This is a genomic window from Maribacter sp. 4U21 (genome assembly GCF_002742365.1).
Classification (GTDB): Bacteria; Bacteroidota; Bacteroidia; order Flavobacteriales; family Flavobacteriaceae; genus Maribacter.
Genome location: NZ_MDGN01000022.1, coordinates 1 through 19,199, shown reverse-complemented (window position 1 = coordinate 19,199; position 19,199 = coordinate 1). Strand labels below are relative to the sequence as shown.

19 protein-coding genes are annotated in these 19,199 nt (G+C 39.2%); 5 read left to right on the top strand and 14 right to left on the bottom strand.

Going from position 1 to position 19,199, the window contains the following annotated elements:
• Positions 1-428: 428 nt before the first annotated feature.
• The 7 genes from BFP77_RS03965 to BFP77_RS03935 form a co-directional block, all read right to left on the bottom strand.
• Complete coding sequence (locus tag BFP77_RS03965) at positions 429-869, bottom strand: type II toxin-antitoxin system VapC family toxin (RefSeq protein ID WP_099572775.1); 441 nt, start codon at positions 867-869, stop codon at positions 429-431.
• Positions 866-1,114: a DUF6364 family protein gene (locus tag BFP77_RS03960; RefSeq protein WP_099572774.1), complete on the bottom strand. Its 249-nt coding sequence runs from the start codon at positions 1,112-1,114 to the stop codon at positions 866-868. The genes BFP77_RS03965 and BFP77_RS03960 overlap by 4 nt, the downstream gene beginning before the upstream one ends.
• A 313-nt stretch (positions 1,115-1,427) precedes the next feature.
• Positions 1,428-1,715: a type II toxin-antitoxin system RelE/ParE family toxin gene (locus tag BFP77_RS03955; RefSeq protein ID WP_099572773.1), complete on the bottom strand. Its 288-nt coding sequence runs from the start codon at positions 1,713-1,715 to the stop codon at positions 1,428-1,430.
• Complete coding sequence (locus BFP77_RS03950; RefSeq protein WP_099572772.1) at positions 1,702-1,947, bottom strand: ribbon-helix-helix domain-containing protein; 246 nt, start codon at positions 1,945-1,947, stop codon at positions 1,702-1,704. Before BFP77_RS03950 ends, BFP77_RS03955 begins: the two co-directional genes overlap by 14 nt.
• A 378-nt stretch (positions 1,948-2,325) precedes the next feature.
• Positions 2,326-3,252 (bottom strand): hypothetical protein, encoded by a 927-nt coding sequence (locus BFP77_RS03945; RefSeq protein WP_099572771.1) that lies wholly within the window; start codon positions 3,250-3,252, stop codon positions 2,326-2,328.
• Positions 3,253-3,463: 211 nt separating this feature from the next.
• Positions 3,464-4,723: a serine hydrolase gene (locus tag BFP77_RS03940; protein WP_099572770.1), complete on the bottom strand. Its 1,260-nt coding sequence runs from the start codon at positions 4,721-4,723 to the stop codon at positions 3,464-3,466.
• Positions 4,720-7,632: a PEP/pyruvate-binding domain-containing protein gene (locus tag BFP77_RS03935; RefSeq protein WP_099572769.1), complete on the bottom strand. Its 2,913-nt coding sequence runs from the start codon at positions 7,630-7,632 to the stop codon at positions 4,720-4,722. The genes BFP77_RS03940 and BFP77_RS03935 overlap by 4 nt, the downstream gene beginning before the upstream one ends.
• A 264-nt stretch (positions 7,633-7,896) precedes the next feature.
• Here BFP77_RS03935 and BFP77_RS03930 point away from each other — a divergent pair, with 264 nt between their 5' ends.
• Positions 7,897-8,205: a hypothetical protein gene (locus BFP77_RS03930; RefSeq protein WP_099572768.1), complete on the top strand. Its 309-nt coding sequence runs from the start codon at positions 7,897-7,899 to the stop codon at positions 8,203-8,205.
• 123 nt (positions 8,206-8,328) lie between these two features.
• A complete protein-coding gene (ppgK, locus tag BFP77_RS03925) occupies positions 8,329-9,078 on the top strand; it encodes a polyphosphate--glucose phosphotransferase (protein WP_099572767.1) in 750 nt (249 codons plus the stop codon).
• Between the two features lie 79 nt (positions 9,079-9,157).
• Here the strand turns inward: ppgK and BFP77_RS03920 are convergent, their stop codons facing one another.
• From BFP77_RS03920 to BFP77_RS03905, 4 genes are all read right to left on the bottom strand, one after another.
• Positions 9,158-10,066, bottom strand: a complete 909-nt coding sequence (locus BFP77_RS03920) for a hypothetical protein (RefSeq protein ID WP_099572766.1) — start codon at positions 10,064-10,066, stop codon at positions 9,158-9,160.
• 82 nt (positions 10,067-10,148) lie between these two features.
• Positions 10,149-11,948 (bottom strand): translational GTPase TypA, encoded by a 1,800-nt coding sequence (gene typA / locus BFP77_RS03915; RefSeq protein WP_099572765.1) that lies wholly within the window; start codon positions 11,946-11,948, stop codon positions 10,149-10,151.
• 102 nt (positions 11,949-12,050) lie between these two features.
• Entirely contained in the window at positions 12,051-12,614 is a 564-nt protein-coding gene (locus BFP77_RS03910; protein WP_099572764.1) for a hypothetical protein, read from the bottom strand.
• 59 nt (positions 12,615-12,673) lie between these two features.
• A complete protein-coding gene (locus BFP77_RS03905; protein WP_180272302.1) occupies positions 12,674-15,070 on the bottom strand; it encodes a TonB-dependent receptor domain-containing protein in 2,397 nt (798 codons plus the stop codon).
• A 196-nt stretch (positions 15,071-15,266) separates the two neighbouring features.
• Here BFP77_RS03905 and BFP77_RS03900 point away from each other — a divergent pair, with 196 nt between their 5' ends.
• From BFP77_RS03900 to BFP77_RS03890, 3 genes are read left to right on the top strand one after another with little or no spacing between them, the layout of a single operon-like run.
• Entirely contained in the window at positions 15,267-15,860 is a 594-nt protein-coding gene (locus BFP77_RS03900) for a hypothetical protein (RefSeq protein WP_099572762.1), read from the top strand.
• A gap of 17 nt (positions 15,861-15,877) precedes the next feature.
• Positions 15,878-16,948, top strand: a complete 1,071-nt coding sequence (locus BFP77_RS03895) for a sensor histidine kinase (RefSeq protein WP_099572761.1) — start codon at positions 15,878-15,880, stop codon at positions 16,946-16,948.
• Positions 16,945-17,667: a LytR/AlgR family response regulator transcription factor gene (locus BFP77_RS03890; RefSeq protein WP_099572760.1), complete on the top strand. Its 723-nt coding sequence runs from the start codon at positions 16,945-16,947 to the stop codon at positions 17,665-17,667. Before BFP77_RS03895 ends, BFP77_RS03890 begins: the two co-directional genes overlap by 4 nt.
• Here BFP77_RS03890 and BFP77_RS03885 read toward each other — a convergent pair.
• From BFP77_RS03885 to BFP77_RS03875, 3 genes are all read right to left on the bottom strand, one after another.
• A complete protein-coding gene (locus BFP77_RS03885; RefSeq protein WP_099572851.1) occupies positions 17,664-18,248 on the bottom strand; it encodes a hypothetical protein in 585 nt (194 codons plus the stop codon). The two genes, BFP77_RS03890 and BFP77_RS03885, sit on opposite strands and share 4 nt — an antisense overlap.
• Positions 18,249-18,557: 309 nt before the next feature.
• Complete coding sequence (locus tag BFP77_RS03880; RefSeq protein ID WP_099572759.1) at positions 18,558-18,749, bottom strand: hypothetical protein; 192 nt, start codon at positions 18,747-18,749, stop codon at positions 18,558-18,560.
• A 169-nt stretch (positions 18,750-18,918) separates the two neighbouring features.
• A partial coding sequence (locus tag BFP77_RS03875; RefSeq protein WP_143751840.1) for a transposase occupies positions 18,919-19,199 on the bottom strand: 281 nt, incomplete at its 5' end.

The window sequence follows — 19,199 nt, the reverse complement described above, 5'->3', positions numbered from 1 at the left end:
TTTGTTTTCAGCCACACTCGTAGCGAAATATTCTTGTTTTGATTTATTTTCTCCTATCCAAAGCAACACCAAAACTTCGGGGTTAAAAATTTAGCGACATCCTAAAAATATACAAACCCAGCGGTTAAGCTAGAAGTCCGTATGGTTTAATAAGTTGCGTTGGTAATAGTGTTTTTGCGTCCAGATTAGCCTATATTTTTCAAATCCTGTTTTCCGACAATTTCCATGATATCCAACGTATGATTGTTGATTTTGTAGTAAATACTGTCCGAACCGCAAACACATCTCCGATATCCTTTATTAATAAATTCAACAGGTTCAAATGAATAAAGTTTTTGTGCAATTATGTCAAAATATTTAAAAAACGTTTCGAAAAATACGTACGCTTATTTTAATCCTTTTTTTTCCGCTAAAGGCTTGTGCAACGATTACCACTGTTGGGTGTAGTTATTTTTATTCAAAGATTTTAAAAATTCATCCGCAGTCATAACAGGTAATAAGGATTTTTTAAAGTCCTTTCCATTTCGTGTTATTATAATTTCGCATTCCGATTCTGTTGCACTAAAATATTGTAATGCATCTTCAAAATCTTTAATCGAAGAATTGAGCCCTTTTTCGATTGTTTGTTCATCGAGTGAGCATATTTCACAGATTATCTTAAACTTTCTTAGTTTTTCCCTTGCTATTTTTACATTTTCAAATTTTGCTATAAAGTAGTTTACGGTTGCAAATGAAATGGGGGAAACGACCATTGTTATTTTTTCCTTTTCTGCCAACGTTGCAATTTTCGCAATTAGTTCATAAAATGGTTTTCGCTCTCCTAAAAAGTCAAGCATAACATTAGTATCTATAAAAACCCTTTTGCTCATTGATATTTCTCAATTAAATAGTCAGAATATTCTTTTTTATAGTCGAAATCCGCTGGGGTTTCAATTCCAGTTGAGATACTTTTCACAAAAGGTGAAATCTCAAATTCAGAGGCGTCATTTTCAGAAGTCAAAGATTGTAAATAAGCCTCAACAATTCGTGATAAACTCATTTTTCTATTGGAAGCATATTCTTTGGCTTTTTCAATAATCCTTTGATTAAGCTTTAAAGTCAGTTTCGTATCCATAATTAATCTTTTTATACGTACAAATATAAAAAAATAATCCGTATTGCTATATTCATCAATGACTTTTAATGTGCGGTTTAATTACATACTACGGTTGAGCTAAGGGCAATGGGAAGCGAGAATGCAATTCCAGATGCGCCACGACGCGCAGCAAAATCTTTTTGTTTTGATTTATTTTTTTCAATCCAGAGCATTCCCAAAACTTAGGGATCAAAGATTTAGCGACATTCTAAAAATATACAAACCCAGCGGTTAAGCTAAAAGTCCGTATGGTTTAATAAGTTGTGTTGGTAATAGTGTTTTTGCGTCCAGGTTAGCGTATATTTTTCAAATTCTGTTTTCCGACAATTGCCATGATATCCACCGAATCATTCTTGATTTTGTAGTAAATACTGTCCGAACCGCAAACACATCTCCGGTACCCCTTCTTAATAAATTCAACAGATTCAAATGAATAAGGTCTTTGTGCAATTATGTCAAAATATTTAAAAAACGTTTCGAAATATATGTCCGCTTGTTGTACTCCAAATTTTTTGATTCCATAGCGATGAATGCGTATCAGGTCATCCTTTGCGTCATTACTTAATCTATACTTGGTCATTAAGTCTAGACTTGGATTGCGTTAAGATTTGTTCCTTGCTATCATTGGTAAATCCGCTATTTTCAGACTTTTCCAATTTAGCTCTAATCCAGTCAATTTCGATTTGTTGATTTCTAGCCTGACGAATTAAATCATTAACAAGTTCACTTTTACTTGAGTATTCTTGATTATCAACTTGTGTCTTTAACCATTCATCATTGGGTCGTGTGAAAGATATGCTCTGTCTAGCCATAATATTTAATTTTGATGTTAATTTACACCATAATCGAACCAGATACAAATTTTTACACTATTGTTGTCAACTATTTGGTTCGTTGCTTTGATTCGTCCGAAGGACAATCCGGTCGAACCTAAACTAGCTCGAATATACCTTTGCGGTACGGGCGGAGATACCTGAAATTCTAACGAAAACAGGTGGGAATTAGGATGGTATGCTTGTTTTGGAACCGGCAGTGAAAAGTGTTGTCCAAGACTTGTATTCAATTTTACCAAGGCATCGAAAATTCACCTTCCAATTCTAAAGGCGCAACAAAAAAGACCCCTAATGAGGCTTATAGCGATCCGTTTTATAAGGATAAGGGGTTTATGCCAGGGACACCTTTGTTACAGTTTATTTCTGGTATTCTATTTCCCATATGGATTTGAAAGTTGGACTAAAGGTCTTTTCAATTCTAATTGGTAGACCGTCCACATCGAACTCATATTCCCGCTGCAATTGACTCCCTGCACTAACAATATACTTCGTTAAGTCAACAGTGTCCTCATGAGAAACAACTCCACTTCCACTTCGTACTATTTGATTGTTGAGACTTCCATAGAATTTACCCCAAAAATTTTTCCAAGGCCCTTTTGGCATGGGATTATCCAAATAAACATGTTCAAATTCCAGGGTATTTGTTGGGTATTGTACAATTTTTGAAATAGGGAGACCATCTTCTAAAGTAATTTCAGCGGGTATACCATTATCCGATTTGTAAATGAACCCATCATCGTTTAAATAGTATTTGGATAGCATTAATCGATTACCATTTGAATCTACAAGTTCATTTTCTATGAGGTCATTTGAATAAGTTATGTTCGTATAGATAATGTCCGAAAACTGATTTCTAATTATTTCTATTGAAACTAGTTTATTGTTTTCATAGCCAAAGTTATTTATCGTTCTAATTGAGCCATCTGAGTTGTGATTGGTGCGGTTTTGTATAAGTCCATTTTCTCCATATTTATAGGTCGTATAATTTTGCAACATACCTACTGCATCAAAACCCTCTTCTCGCACTACTTTGTTCTCTTCGAATTGAAATTCGACGCGCGCAGCCAAATTTCCATCTACAATATTCTCATAGATAATCTTTGAGAAAAAGATTGACTCTTCAGTTTCAGTAGGTTGCTCTTCTTCTGAATCTGAATTATCCGATTGTTCTTCGCTTGACTCGGTAATTTCTATTTCCTCTTTTATTGAAGAATCAGAACTTGAACATCCAGTTGTTATTGAGATAAATAGTACAGTTGAAATTTGAAATAATTTCTTAATCATTTTTTAAATTGTTTTTAACAATTGAAAATAGACCATATGATCTATATATCTTTTTTAGGTACAATGTAGTGAAAATCGTTTCAGTCTCCTTATTCATTCATCATAGTCGTATCGTATGCGATTACAAGCGAAAACAAACGTTTATCCTTGAATAAAAAAGACCATATTCATCAAAGTAGCGTGCTTATGAGTAGTGTCTACAAGTACCCCATTATTTCCGAATGATCTTATCGATATTTCCTGCCAAATACATATGGTCGCTAGCGGAGTTCTTACGCAGCACATTGGTCATCAACACCACCATATATTTGCAATTATCCGGGTGCTCCACGATGGCTACGGAGTTCATAAAATTGGTAACGTTGCCCATATACTTGCCACAGGCCTCCCCTTTACTTCGGTCACATTTATACAAGGAACCGGATTTAAAGTAAACGGCAGCTTCCTTTAATGCCGGTGCTTGGGCGTAGCGTATTCGGCGGTCCGTCATATACATTAACCGTTTCATCTCTAGGCTAGACTGATCGTCTACCACCTTGCCCTGCTCCAGCTGCACCAAGAACTTCATGAGCCCCTGTGGCGAGCCGATACTGCCTCCTTTATCTCCCACGAAGGTATTGGCACCTCGGGTAAAAAAACTACCCAATCGCCATTCGTCCGCCGTAATTCCCAAATCCCGTAAGGGCAGATTCACCACGTCGTTACCTAGGTCCGTTAACTCCTTTCTCGGGGTTTCCTTAAAATAGGCATCGGTCTCTTCTTGGGTCAGCTCCGGATATTGCTCGCCAAAAGCGGCCATTAAGAGTACTTCGCGCCAAACAATACTCGCTGCTCCGTTATTGCTTACGGAGAGCATATGGTCTGCCCATTCATAAAGGGTGAATACATCACTGGCAACGACCTGCCGCTTTACCAAGGTATTCTTTTCTATATTGTAAATTGGAACGGTATGCTCGTCCGTTAGACCCCATACACCAGCTTTGACCGATTTATTTTTTAATAAGTCCGTACGTTTTTCCCAAGAATCGGGATAAATTTTAGCCAGTTGCACAAACAACCCGTTCAAGACAGCCAACTTGCCAACACTCCCCGGTTGGTAACCAGCGGTTTCGTTCCGTTCCGCATACCTAATATTGTTCACGTCGGAGATATCCAAGACCGTAAGCGAGTAACTTTTATCGAGTCCACGAAAAAGTCCGCTAATCTCCTTTTGAAAATCGGAATCTATGGTCATAAGAGCCATGGCACTATCCGCCTTTCTGTCCAAAAGGTTCAGGTGAATATCGCTCCAAGATTTCATAGCACCGGCAGGTAAAGCGGTAGCATCCTTGATTTCGCCGTTCTTAATACGCTCCAAACGTTTTAGGCGTTTGATGCCCGTAAGCTCGTAACCGTCTATAGGATAGTAAGTATAGATGGTAAAGGCGGAACCTAAAATGAACAGGAACAGCAATATGGTGATTTTTTTCATGATATTTTCTTAGAAAGTGAGATGGATTTGTTGGTGTCTATTTTTGGGGTGATGGACTCCAGATACCCCGAGCTGACCGCCTTTTTATTCTCCACAAAGGGACGTATTTGAAACAACCATAGCTTGTCGTTTTTAAAACCGAGTTCCACATCGTACGCTCCCCCGTAATCCGAATTCGTAGCTTCTGGCAGGGTTTTTCTAATGGTATGGGCCAGTTCCCTAATTGCATTGATATTCTTGATGTTCAAGACGGATTGCTGAAACGAGGCCGATTTTTTGCCCGTTCCCCCGGTAGCCGGTAAACTATTGTAAAACGGGTCTCTGGCAGGTGCCAACAAACGTGCGCCACTTTTTTGGTAAATGGTATAGGTCTCCGCAGATTGCCCGTCTACGGCACCACCGGCACCACGGCTAAACGCCACGGTCATATCCGCCTCGTTGCCAGAATTGATACCTTTCGTTATCAATACCCCGGAATAGTCCACATCCACACTTGGTATGACCAAAATAGACGGAAAGACATTCTCCGGATTCAATAAATATTTCTGACGCCATTTAAAACTGCGCTCCGTGTAGGGCGATGCCCAAACCTCTTTTACGCCTGATAAAATTTTATCCTTATCCAACACATTGAACAGGGTAAGATTAAGACCGGCACCTGTAAAGTCTTTAAGGTCTTCCATGTTGGTGTCACTACGTAGGAACACGGGAATCTCCCCAAGGGGTTTGCCTAGGATATCCTTGAACTTCGTTTCTATTTCCGATAAAAACGTACTTTTTAGCGGCATCTTTTTAATAGCATCGCGTAAGGTTTCCAACTGGCGTAACTGAAAGTTTTCTACTTCGGGTTCGGCAACACCTGCCGTCCTCATTTTTTCGGCCTCCGCGAACATATCGTTCAGGTAGGTCCAGTAGGATTTTCCTTGTTCCGGCATTTCTTGGTTCATAAGGTCCCTAAAAATCCCGAACGGAATTACCAGTCCCTCTACCACTTGCTCCGGAAACATCTTTTTCAATTGTCCCAAATTAGCTGCCTTGGGACCGCAGAGTGCTCCGGAATCACTGGCATCTACGTTACGCATGTTCAACACGCTTGTATTGTCCAGTCGTATTTTTTCTATAGGTACCGCTATCTTATCCGTATTACGCTCCTTCTTCGTAAAAAGGGCACGCTCCTGGTCCGTCATTTGTGCTTCTGGTTTAAGGATAACATTGCCCTTATTGGAAACCGCATAGAAAACACGTTGCCCATCATATTGCTTTAGACTTTGCAAATTTTCATCTGAAAGTGCCGCATTGGGGATACCAAGGTTACGTGCCAATAATTGTACATGGGAAACCATATTCCCCTCTGCCACGGTGGCAATGCCAGCAACCGGTTTTAAATCTGACGGGGAACGCTGAAAAATATAGATTTTATCGGAAGACACTTCAATATCCTCGGATGAACCTCCGATAACAACTAGCTCTCCAAAAGCGTAACCGGGATTAAGACCACGGAAGGTACTTTGGTTGGGAATGGCCATTACTTTATTGGTCAGGGCAGATTCCCTAGCGATAAAATCGCCCAATTCGCCAACACTTTTGCCCAAATGCAAAGCAATGGAACCTCTGATACGGTCATCTATAAAACCATAGGCCTTGGGTTCAAATCCGGTATAGGTGTCCACGATATGTTGGTAGTTCGCCTTTACCATGGCGGCACTCCATTCTACGGCTCCCCTGGCGGTTTCCAAAACCGTCGTAAGCTCGGCTAAGGATAATTGTTCCTTTTCAAACTGACTCAGGGTGCCTATTATCTCGTTCCATTCCCAAAGCTCTATATAACCAGCACCAGCAGCAGCAGTCCCTAAGGCACATATTTTCTCTAGCTGTTCGCTGACCGTATCCGGCACCCATTGTTGGGCATTCTGAAATAAAATTTCCTCCAATTTTAAGCTCACCTCCAACAACTGTAAGCGGGCCATAGGACGTTTCTCCTCTACAAGACCTTCCCTGATATCTAAAAGTAACTGCGCCGTCTGGGAAACTAAGGCATCGGCAGCGTTGGTCGTTGCCATGTTTTTTGCATAGGCCACAATTTTATCGCCCAAAACGGTACCATGTGTCAATTTGGCCTTTTCCATTAGCTTCTCGCCATCTACCGGAGCAAAAAACACGTTCATTGTGGTTACGAGTCCGTCCAGTTTTTTGCTTAGATCCACCGTTAGTTTACTCCCGTTTTTTTGTTTGAACTCGATTACTTTTTGAATGTCCTCTTTTTCCGGTAGGCTATGGATTTTAACACGAAGGTCCATAAAAGGCAAGTACATATCGGAAATAACCTTGGATTGGCTTCGCATTAGTTGGGAAATATTATCATCCCCACTATGGGGTACATCCCTTATGGACTGCCTTACCAGAAAATACTGTTCGGTCAGAACCTTATCCTTTGCCAATAACCATTTATAAAAATCGATGCCCCATGCTTCCTCGTCCTCTACCTGTACCGCCCCACGGTAAAACTGTCCTTTTTGGTTTACCCAACCATTATCCACACTGCGCAAATACTTGTCTAGCTGATACTGTTTCAATCGGGATTGATTCTTATCCGCATCCCAAAACTCCTCCTTTGAGGTGTACGCTAAGATTTGTCCGATATAAATATGATGGTCTTTTCCTAAAGCGACCACCTTATCTTTATAGCGTGCATGCTGCACCCCTGGCCCAATATTATCGGGGCATGGGTCTTTAGGCGCCCTTATGCTGCCGTCCGTACAAAACCAACGAATATCCTTGTAGGGACCTCGAATATCGTTCTTATAGGCATTAATCTGATCGGTGATTTTTGTATTTCTTAGTTCATTTTGACCGTAGGCAAACGTAGACCCCCATAAAATGAACAGAACGGCGTAGTATTTTAATTTCATTTAATTCTAAGTAAGCAATTCCTGATTGTCAATCAAAGGTAGCATCTATTTGAATCAATATTGATTTTATTGCGAAATAATCAACTAAAAAATACAGACCTTAGGCTACTGTATATCAGTAAAATACAATCAAATAAAAATGTCATAAATAAATCATAAAAAAAGACATTCGTATGTATTTATTCATTTCATTTACAGCGAAAATAGACTCCTATCGGGGTCATAACTTCAAGAAAAAATAATATTAAGCTAAATAAAAAAAATATGAAAACAGTACTACTTGCTATGCTATTGACCGCCTCTTCTATCTCTAATTTGATGGTACAGGAAACCGAAAAAACAATTGCTACCTACGTGGGGTATGAGGATAGTCTCTACAGTTTCACCGATAAAGACGGTTACTCCATTGAGTTTAACCACATCAGCGATGAAGCACAAAAAGCATACGATTTGACGGATAAGAAATACGTTGGAAAACTATTTCAAATAACCCATGTAAGCGAAACTGAAACAGACGAGCTAGATGAGGATATTACGGTAAATTCAATTGTTGCCTTAAAATACTTGGAATAGTTAAATCAACAAAGGCTTAAGCCTCCTTTTTGTTTTTACACCCTTATAAAGCGCCGGACCACCATCAAATTCCTTGGAGCCAATTCTTTTTTGTTACTTTGCGCAAAAGTTTAAAAGAAAATAATGGCAGTTCTTGGAATTGATATAGGTGGCTCGGGAATTAAAGGAGCTTTGGTAGATTTGGAAACCGGTGAAATGCTGACCGAACGCCATCGGATTAAAACACCCGCTGGAAGAACTCCAGAGGATATGGCGGATGTGGTAAACCAAATTATACAACATTTTGACTATAAGGGAAAAGTAGGGTGCGGTTTTCCAACGGTGATTAAAAAAGGTGTGTGTAAGTCTCCTGGAAATCTGGATAAAAGTTGGCTTAACCTTAATGTAGAAGAGCTTTTGGAAAAGAAGACGGGCCTTGACTTTACGGTCATCAACGACGCCGATGCCGCAGGATATGCCACCATGACCTATGGTATTGGAAAAGGAGAAAAGGGTCTTGTGGTGATGATTACCATTGGAACCGGATTGGGTAGCGGTGCTTTTCTGGACGGTAGGTTAATCCCGAATTTTGAGCTAGGCCAAATACCCTATAAGAAATATAAAAAAATAGAATTATGGGCCGCCGCTTCGGCAAAGGAAAGAGAAGAACTCAGCTATAAGGAATGGGGAAAACGATTTAATAAATTCCTAGAGTACGTGGATTTGATTATAGCACCAGACTTGATTATTTTAGGCGGTGGCACCTCTAAGAATTTTGATGAGTTTAAAGAATATATCACCATAGAAACTCCGGTAATACCAGCGGAACTTAGGAACCAAGCAGGGATTATCGGTGCCGCTGCGGCGACGTTACACAAGGCTCCTAAAGTTTAGGTTTCAGAAAATATACAATATGAATATAAAAAAGCCCAAGCAGTTGCTTGGGCTTTTTCGTGACAATAAGTTCCTTAACTTACTCTACAATCTTTGCTCCTTCAGGAACATCAAAGAAGTCTTTGGATACTTGTTCCTCAAAGTGTATGTCAGAAACATCGATTTTGGTAATATATTCCCCTGGTGTTTCCTCATCCGTAAGCCAATGGGTTTTATATCCTGTAGGGAATAGAATTCCTTCAACCGTAGTAGCACCGATTACCTCCATGAACTTTTCAGGTAGATGTCCACCATCCTTAAAATAAGCAGGATACGAAACAATATAACGTATGGCCGTTAGTTGGTGCGTATCTTCTTTAAAGTAAAGAATGTAATAGTCATCCGGAGCATCTCCCGTACCGGCATCAAATGTAACTTTGACCACATCTTGAGGCGATCTTTTATATGTCTTCTGCGGAAGCAATTCTAAATTCACCCCTTCACCATCTAAAATAAAGGGTTGTCCTAAAAAGTAGATAGGTGTCAAGGCCCAAAATTTAGTATCGTACTTGAACGCCAAACTATCCGCCGCTTTGACCCAAGCGGTAGTTCCGGACCAACCATAATGCGCTGTGCTGTCCGTTGCACTTGTATGTCTTGCCTTATTGCTCCAAGTATCCACGGTCTGGTAGCTATCCCGTTGCGCCTTGGTCGTATCCAAGGGCTGGTAATTAAACCTGAACGACAATGGTCCGTTACCGTACCAGATAGCCAAACCGCCATGCGCTTCCATGGCATTCCAGACCACCTTACCCGCGTCTGTTCCATTCAACCTTGCTTTGGACTTCGCAACCCGATTGGTAATCCAGGCAGTAGGAACGGTAGCATTTGCGCTCATGGCTTCATTGGCCATTCTGTCTTTGTCCTCTGCGTTCTTAGGCGTCTCCTTGCATCCTAAAAAAACGCTTAAAACAATAAGTGTAAGTAGTTTTAAATGGGTGTTCTTCATGTTGATTGTTTTAAAGATTCTTTGTCGTAAAATAGGTAACAACATTTCATAAAAAAAGCCCTGAAAAGTTCAGGGCTTTGAATTAGGCTATTTTGTTTCGCTTCCGATCTACTTCTGTCAGGAATATTTTTCGGAGTCTCAAGTGCTTTGGGGTAACCTCCACATACTCATCTTTCTGAATATACTCCAAAGCCTCTTCCAACGAAAATTTAATCGCGGGAACAATTTTAGCTTTATCGTCCGCTCCTGAAGAACGTACGTTAGATAACTTCTTGGTTTTTGTAATATTGATGGTCATATCGTCACCACGAGAATTCTCGCCAATGACCTGACCTTCATAAATATCTTCACCTGGATCTACAAAAAATTTACCTCTGTCCTGTAATTTGTCAATTGAATACGGAATGGCCTTCCCTTTCTCCATCGATACTAAAGAACCATTCTGACGTTGCGGAATATCGCCTTTCATAGGTTGATATTCTAAAAAGCGGTGTGCCATAATCGCTTCACCAGCCGTAGCTGTTAGTAGCTGATTTCTTAAGCCGATAATACCTCTTGAAGGTATTTGAAACTCACACAACATACGGTCTCCCTTTGCTTCCATACTGGTCATTTCTCCCTTACGGATAGATACCATTTCCACGGCCTTACCGGAAACTTCCTCTGGCAAATCGATTGTTAAGTGTTCTATCGGTTCGCATTTTTGACCATCAATCTCCTTGATGATTACCTGCGGCTGACCTATTTGTAGTTCATAGCCCTCTCGTCTCATGGTTTCAATCAAAACCGAAAGGTGTAATACACCACGACCAAAAACTAAAAACTTGTCCGCACTATCGGTTTCATTAACGCGCAAAGCAAGGTTCTTTTCCAATTCCCGCTCCAGGCGCTCCTTGATATGACGTGACGTTACAAACTTACCATCCTGACCAAAAAATGGACTATCGTTAATGGTAAAGAGCATACTCATCGTAGGCTCATCTATAGCAATCGTCTTTAAACCTTCTGGATTTTCAAGGTCCGCAACCGTATCGCCAATCTCAAAACCTTCTACCCCTACTAGGGCACAAATATCACCTGTCTCTACTTCTTGTACTTTTTTACGTCCTAGCCCCTCAAAAACAAAAAGTTCCTTGATTTTAGATTTTACGATGCTACCATCTCTTTTTACCAAAGAAATCTGTTGTCCTTCTTTTAAGTTTCCACGGGTTAATCTCCCAATAGCGATTCTTCCTGTGAACGAAGAAAAGTCCAGCGAAGTAATCAACATCTGCGTGTTTCCTTCGGTAGGCTTAAAAGTAGGTATGTGCTCAATGACCATATCCAAAAGTGGCTCAATGCTGTCCGTTTCATCCTTCCAATCCTCGCTCATCCAATTGTTCTTTGCAGAACCATAAACAGTAGGAAAGTCTAACTGCCACTCTTCGGCACCTAGCTCGAACATAAGGTCGAATACTTTTTCATGCACTTCTTCCGGCGTACAGTTTTCTTTATCCACCTTATTAATGACCACACATGGTTTTAGCCCCAGGTCTATTGCCTTTTGTAGCACAAAACGCGTCTGCGGCATAGGGCCCTCAAAGGCATCCACCAACAACAATACACCATCTGCCATGTTTAGCACACGTTCTACCTCCCCACCAAAATCGGCGTGACCAGGGGTATCTATAATATTTATTTTGGTATCCTTATAAACAACGGACACGTTCTTGGAGGTAATGGTAATTCCACGTTCCCGTTCCAAGTCATTATTATCCAAAATAAGGTCTCCCGTATTCTCGTTCTCTCGGAAAAGGCTACAGTGATACATTATCTTATCGACCAAGGTAGTTTTACCGTGGTCTACGTGTGCAATGATTGCAATATTTTTAGTTGCGGACATAAGGTCTATTTTAAGCGTGCAAAGATACTTCTATTTTTTGCATGTACACACAATCTTATGTTATTTTTATCTTACTGATTTTGAGAAGGTTTGGTTTCCAATTTACTTGTTTTTGTTCTTTCCTATAACCCAACCGATACTAAAGCTTATGGTAGGACCAAAACCGGTCTCGACCGCTTCAAAATTTTCGTCACTCGCAAAGTAAAGTCCAAGGCCAAACTCCATAGTGTAATTAAATCCTTTGGGATATGTTCTTTGAATTCCATAAACGGGACCTATAAAACCGGCAGTTCCAGAACCAGATTCTACATTACCTATAACAACATCGGATGTAAATAATGTAGCAGATGCCGCTAAATAATTGCCCGTGTTGCCATCTATTCGTTTATCCTTATTAAGTCTCCTTCCAATATTATAGAAATATCGGTATTGCGCATTAATTGCAGGTAGAAAAGCATAATTGAACTCACTGCCTCCACCTGATGCCCCAAATTGTAAACCCAACCCTAGATTAATGGTTTGATTAGTGCCTATGCCTGCTTCGTATTCTATACCTGGATTAATAATATTGATCTTAAATTGATTTTCTTCTACATTTTTTCCTGACTGCGCATTAATGCCAAATGAGAATGAAACTAATAAAACAATGCACAAAAAAATTTTCATAAAGGTTGTTTAATTTTTTTGGTTAAGCTTTTTTAGTATCAAATAGTAAGCCAAGTTTACTATTCAATTCTATCTTGTTCATCCTGTAGTCCCGTTTTCCTTTTCCTAGCTTTTTTAATCTCGTCCCGACCAAAATCATATGTAATACCAAAAGCAACTTGTCTACTATCACTTCCGCCGCTACCATTGATAAACAAGTCCCCAAACTGGGTAGTTCCCTGCCATGGAATGGTATAAAGGATATCGTTAAATGCCAACCTAGCGGTTAACTTATCTTGAAAATATTTCTTTTGGAATGCCAAATTCAAGGACCCGAGTGACTTTGTTTGATATGTGCCCCCCCATACCGTAGGCGAACTATACCACCCTGAAAGTTCTATTCGCATTTCTTTTGGAAGTGAAAATGTATTTTGTGCATATAGACTTAAAGTTTCCTGCCTTACGGGTAAAAATTCGGGACTATTGGCCTTATAATTACTAGTATAAGCGCTGAGACTTAAATAAACATCCCACCATTCCTTGATTTTTTTAGGATAGGATATCCCAAAATTTATGACTTCATTATCCGCCACGTTTCTTGTTGTTATAAAATTCCTACTACGCCCATCCGCAACGGTCACCTGAGCAAAAAAATCTGATACATAACTATAGCTTATAGACGTCGTAAGTCTGTAGTTAAAAGTGTGTGACAGTTTTAAATTATCTGTATACTGTGGTTGCAAAAAAGGATTACCCTTTCGAAAAGAGAGCTCATCAATTACATATTCAAAAGGATTAAGAGACTGATAGTTAGGCCGTTGTATTCTTCTACTATAGGTAACGGCGAATTGATTTTTTGGATTCATCTGATAGGTTAACCCTCCAGAAGGAAATAAGTTGGTATAGTTCCGCTCCACTCTTGCATCTTCGTTCTGCGTTGAACTTAGTAAATTCCCTTCAGAATATGTGTTTTCAACCCTTAAGCCCATTTGTAAATTCCATTTCGTCCATTTGTAGTTATAATTAACGTAGACGGCATTTACATTTTCATTATACTTAAATTGATTGCTTTGGTCTACATTTAGAATGCGCTGTCCGTCAATACGATTAAAAAAGTCAAATGTATTGTCTGTCTTAACGCTAGCTAGCTTAAAACCAGCAGCTAATTTCCCTTTAAAGAGATTTTGCTCATAATCCATCATAAGAGTGATTATCGAAATCTCAATTGGGGTATTTTGGCTGGTAATATTTTCACGTAGAACTTCAGTTTCACTACCATTTAAATATACATTGGGTTGTGTGGCGTCCCTATCGCTATTATATTTCCCGTAGTCAAAGTCTACGTTGAAACTATGTCCGAGCGTGTCCGCATATTTATAATTGACATTGGCATTAATATTAGAAGAAGTGTTGGTACTTCTACTGTTGGCCACTAAGACGCTGTCATTAACTGTATTTGCAACAGGCCTAATAGGTGTTCTGGAATTGTTATCTACAAAACCATTATTAAAATTACCATTTACTAATAATCCAAAAGTACTTTTTGACGAAGCATAAAAATCATATCCCAGCTTTAGATTATTACTGTTACGGTCATAAATACTATTGGTGCGAGCATCGAACCTCGTTCCCGACTGGGTTCTAAGTAAATTAAGAAAATTGGTACTTTTTCCGAACCGGTTACTATAGGTACCATATAGATTGCCCTTCTTTTCCCGGATATTAAAATTGACACTGGAATTATAACGCGCAAAATCTCCAATGGTTACTCCTGCAGTAATTGTTCCATTGGTACCCAAGCTCTTATTTTTTTTGAGTTTAATATTTATAATACCTGCATTCCCCGCGGCATCATATTTTGAAGAAGGTTGTGTAATAATTTCAATAGCTGAGATATCGGTTGCCTGTAAACTTTCTAAGTAGTTCATTAAATCTTCACCTTGTAGAATAGACAGTTTACCATCTATAAAAATCTGGACTCCAACCTTTCCCTCAACGATTATTCCACCAGAATTATCCATAACGACACCTGGGGCTTTACGTATCAGTTCAAAAGCACTGGTTCCAGTAGCATTAATGGTGTTCTCTACATTAAAAACGGTCTTATCTGCTAGGACCTGAACCATTGGTTTTTCTGCCAATACAGTTACTTCATCTAAATTCTCGGCCGCGATTACCAATAAAATCTCATTCAGGTTTATCGATTTCCCCGTATAATTTACCTCCTTTTTAAAATCAGCAAATCCGAGATTGGTTATTTGTAGCAGGTATTTACCCGCTAATACTTCGTTGAACTTGAAAAGTCCTTTTTCATTGGTTATAGTAGCCTTGACCAAACTAGAATCTACGGGATTGTTTAAGGTTACCGCGGCAAAAGGAACTACCTCCCTTTCTTGAGACAAAACCTTTCCTGATAGGGTTTGGGAATTAATAACGAAAGGCAAAAGGAACGCTATACCAGCAATTAAAATTCTCATGGTTACAAGATTTAAAAATTCGACGGGACGAAAATGCATTGTTCACTGCGTTCATGAAAACAGAAGTCGTTGGATGGCCTTATAATCTGCTCAATGGTCCCGGTCATTTGAACTCCCTATGGGTCGGTTCATCGGTTTTAAATTCCTCAAAAGAATTTAGAACTATACATTTGATTCAAATCAAAAAACAAAAATTATGAAGCCCATATTAACAATTCTCGCTTTACTCATTACTTATTTTTCCAATGCTCAAGACTATTTTTCCATAGTAGTAAAAAATAATCAGACTACTTATAATTATCCTGAAAATGCACAGATTACCATAATCAATGCGTTGGGTGATTCAACTTTGATAAAAAAAGATGAAGCCTTAACCTTAAAAGGCAACTATACCCTATCAATTGAGACTCCTTGGAATACCGAGGCAGAACTCATTACGAGTGATGGTGGAATACTTGAAATCTTCGCCCTCCCCGCAGAACGGAGAAATTATAAGTACATCGACCGTCCCTCTAAGATTACCCATTATAAAAGGGTTAAAAATGACAATAAACCAAGTTTAGAACGGAAGGAAATTGTACTGTCCAGCCATAAATCTGAACGTTATAATCTACTAGCCGTGTTTAGCAATGGCTTGGTTTTTAAATATGATGATGGCAAAGTAAGAGCCTGGTTAGAGAACGAAGAAATTGAAGTTACAAATCACTATCTTGTTCAAACGCCGGATGGTACTTTAAAACTTAGTTTTAATCCTAGAGACGGGGAATTCTGGTACGTTTTTGAAATTTAATATTTATAATTCTAAAGATGGATTCATTTAAACATAATGGCAAAGCGGCACTTAACAAAAAAGAGGTTTTTGCAGTTCTCCTATTCTACTTTCTTTTTGCATGGCTTTACAGAATCGTTTTATGGTATAATGGTAGGCGTTATGAAGATGGGGGATTTTGGGGGTGGTTAGACCTTAAAGGTTTTTGGTTGGCGTCTGGACGTCAGTATGCTTTTTTACTTTTAGCTTCAATTCTGATTTGGTACTTAGGTTTTTATTTACTCAGAAAAAATTCTCGTAATTGGCAAATGACCGCTGTGATTTTTTTAATACCCATTCTATCCTATTTAGTCCGGGAATTCAGATATATCATTATAGACTCTCTTGGTGAGAATAGGTTAAGGGGAACAAGTACGGTCTGGGATTGGTACATTCCCTTATTATTCCTGTTCATTCAATTCGGTTGCTTTTTCGCTTATAGGTATTTTTTGGAGAACGAACGCAAACTAAAATTGGAAGGGGAACTTCGCCAAGCAGCGCTCAAAAGTGAACTTGCGGCTATAAAAGCCCAATTAAATCCTCATTTCCTGTACAATATCTTTAACACTATAAATGCATCTTTACCCCCAGAAAACGAAAAAACGCGTAATATGATAGCGCAGTTATCTGACCTATTTCGGTATCAATTGAGGGCATCTAAAAAAGAATTGGTATCCTTGGGCGAGGAACTAGAATTTGTACAGAAATATCTAAACCTAGAAAAAGAACGCTTTCAAGACCGACTTTATATTGATATAAAAGTTTCTCAAGATTTAATGCAAGAGAAAATTCCTCCGATGCTGTTGCAGCCTTTGGTGGAAAATTCTATAAAGCATGGTCTGTCTAGTCTTATAGAAGGAGGTACTATTTCAATATATATATTTAAAGAAAACGGCAAATTAAAATTTGAAATATCCGATACGGGTATTGGGGTAAAAGACAAGAACGCGGTCTTCAATAAGGGCGTAGGTTTGACCAATACCGCACTTCGATTACAAAAAATGTATGAGAGTCAATTAGAGCTTGTAGATAATGCGCCCAATGGCTTAATTGTAAAATTTGCAATATGAAGAAGGTCTTAATAGCCGATGACGAAATAGCAGGGCGTAAACTGATTAAGGAATATCTAGAGGCCTTTCCAGAACTTGTGTTAATAAGTGAGGTTAATAACGGCGTAGATGCCGTTACAGAAATAAATCGTTTTAAACCAGATTTGGTCTTCTTGGATGTACAAATGCCCGGTAAAACAGGTTTTGAGGTATTATCCCATTTAGAAGAGATACCACAAATAATTTTTTCCACGGCTTATGACCAGTATGCATTACAGGCATTTGAAGTACATGCGGTAGATTATCTATTAAAACCCTATACCAAGGAACGTTTTAAAAAGGCAATTGAACGTTTGGAAACGAGCGATAAAAATGTTGGCGGTCTGGCTCAAAGCTTAATCATGGAAAAAGATGATTACCCAGAGCGAGTTTTAGTCCAATTAAATAAAAAATTAGTCACGATTGGCGTTTCAGATATTATTTGGGTTGAAGCTTATGGAGATTACTCCAAAATACATACTACCTCCTCTATTTTTTTGAGTAATTACGGTATTACTAATCTTCAGGAAAAACTAAATCCAAAATCCTTTATGCGCGTTCATAGATCCTCAATAATAAATCTGAACAAGGTCAAGGAATTGCATAGGTATGGAAAAAGCTATGACGTTACTATGGAAAACACTGATGTTGTTAGAGTAAGCCGTGGATATATGGATGACTTAAAAAAAATTATGTTTTAATCGAATGTGGGTTTAGTAGATTTACGCTTCGTAGCTACCCAACCAAACGTCACGTTAAGCAGCGGTCCGTAACCGTTTGGAACTCCGTCACCACGATAATACCCAAAACCGAGTTCTGCGTTTACGTTGAATCCTTTTCTATTGGTACGCTGTACGCCATAAACCCCACCATAAAAGGCGATGGCAAAATCGCTTGGGGCATTTAGATTATCTGCGAGTTGTAAGGGTCCCCAAAACACACTGCGGGCCGCTGAAATATAATCTGCAGAGTTTCCGGTAATATTCTTGTTTACGTCCAGGCGATTTTCAAAATTAAGATAGTACCGTAGTCGGGTGTGCCAGGCAAAACCGAAGGTATATCCTTCTGAATAATACGCTAAAGCAGGATTAAAACTAGTAGAAATACTGACGTTTTTAAATAGTCCCAGTTCGTAACGAATGCCAGGACCAAAAATATTGAACGTAAACTGATGTCGTTCCAGATTGACGATACCAAAACCCTTCTCGTTCGTCTGCGCTTGGACTTTACCAGAATAGGCGAATAGAAAAAAGAGGCATAAAGGAAGTATTTTTTTGAACATAGGAGGTTGTTTGGTCACTAAAGCTAATGAGTTAACCAAAAGCTACCCTTAGTTTTAATGAAACTTTATGAAAACAAATTCAAAAATCAAATACAAATACAAATACAAATGTCAAACACAAGTGCAAGTGTCAAAATCAATTGCAACGATACTATTGTTACATCGAGCATCTAACATCTTGCATCAATTTGACCGCTTATCTCTTGGTACCAACTCGTAAAGACGTTTTAGGAATGACCAACCCTTAACATAAAACCTGAAACTCCCGCTACCCTGCTACCCTCTAAAAACTACCCGCTACCAACTAACTTATCGACCCACGCACCAACGTTTTTCACTGAAAATCCATCCGATTCCTACGTTCACCACAGGATAAATAGCGCCCTCAAAATTGCCAAGGTAATAAGTGGCCCCAGCGTCAAAAGAAAAATTAAATCCAGAGTTATAACTACGTTGAATACCCGTTACAACTCCGGCATATCCAAAAGCACCTTTAACCACTTCATTATTTATAGTCCGGGTATCTGGAAAAAATGCAGCAACAGCTGGCGCAATATAGTTGGCAGAATTCCCATAAATCGTTCTTCTGTTTCGCTGGCGTGCTTCAAAATTATAATAATAACGATATTGCGCAGCGACCGCCGGAAAAAAACCGAATAGAGGTCAGTAGTTAACTGCATATTAGTTTGGACCGGTATACTTTTTCTTTTCCGACCATTTTAGTTATCAGGTTGTTGAATACGGTCGCCTTGCTTTGGGAGCGGTTTATCCTGAAGCAGAACTCGTTGAAATACCTGTTGATATGAAAGTCGCTCACCCATGAATAGGTCGTTCTAATCCAGGACTTTATCTGGTGTATCATGGTATGCAGCGCCTTGAAGTTGGCCCCCTTCGCGCTTTCTATCTGGTTTATATCGTAGACCTTTGCGATGGGCCTGTACCCCTTCCATT

Coding starts and splice junctions, on each gene's coding strand:
- BFP77_RS03965 (WP_099572775.1), bottom strand. CDS start 869: ATGAGCAAAAGGGTTTTTATAGATACTAATGTTATGCTTGACTTTTTA.
- BFP77_RS03960 (WP_099572774.1), bottom strand. CDS start 1,114: ATGGATACGAAACTGACTTTAAAGCTTAATCAAAGGATTATTGAAAAA.
- BFP77_RS03955 (WP_099572773.1), bottom strand. CDS start 1,715: ATGACCAAGTATAGATTAAGTAATGACGCAAAGGATGACCTGATACGC.
- BFP77_RS03950 (WP_099572772.1), bottom strand. CDS start 1,947: ATGGCTAGACAGAGCATATCTTTCACACGACCCAATGATGAATGGTTA.
- BFP77_RS03945 (WP_099572771.1), bottom strand. CDS start 3,252: ATGATTAAGAAATTATTTCAAATTTCAACTGTACTATTTATCTCAATA.
- BFP77_RS03940 (WP_099572770.1), bottom strand. CDS start 4,723: ATGAAAAAAATCACCATATTGCTGTTCCTGTTCATTTTAGGTTCCGCC.
- BFP77_RS03935 (WP_099572769.1), bottom strand. CDS start 7,632: ATGAAATTAAAATACTACGCCGTTCTGTTCATTTTATGGGGGTCTACG.
- BFP77_RS03930 (WP_099572768.1), top strand. CDS start 7,897: ATGAAAACAGTACTACTTGCTATGCTATTGACCGCCTCTTCTATCTCT.
- ppgK (WP_099572767.1), top strand. CDS start 8,329: ATGGCAGTTCTTGGAATTGATATAGGTGGCTCGGGAATTAAAGGAGCT.
- BFP77_RS03920 (WP_099572766.1), bottom strand. CDS start 10,066: ATGAAGAACACCCATTTAAAACTACTTACACTTATTGTTTTAAGCGTT.
- typA (WP_099572765.1), bottom strand. CDS start 11,948: ATGTCCGCAACTAAAAATATTGCAATCATTGCACACGTAGACCACGGT.
- BFP77_RS03910 (WP_099572764.1), bottom strand. CDS start 12,614: ATGAAAATTTTTTTGTGCATTGTTTTATTAGTTTCATTCTCATTTGGC.
- BFP77_RS03905 (WP_180272302.1), bottom strand. CDS start 15,070: ATGAGAATTTTAATTGCTGGTATAGCGTTCCTTTTGCCTTTCGTTATT.
- BFP77_RS03900 (WP_099572762.1), top strand. CDS start 15,267: ATGAAGCCCATATTAACAATTCTCGCTTTACTCATTACTTATTTTTCC.
- BFP77_RS03895 (WP_099572761.1), top strand. CDS start 15,878: ATGGATTCATTTAAACATAATGGCAAAGCGGCACTTAACAAAAAAGAG.
- BFP77_RS03890 (WP_099572760.1), top strand. CDS start 16,945: ATGAAGAAGGTCTTAATAGCCGATGACGAAATAGCAGGGCGTAAACTG.
- BFP77_RS03885 (WP_099572851.1), bottom strand. CDS start 18,248: ATGTTCAAAAAAATACTTCCTTTATGCCTCTTTTTTCTATTCGCCTAT.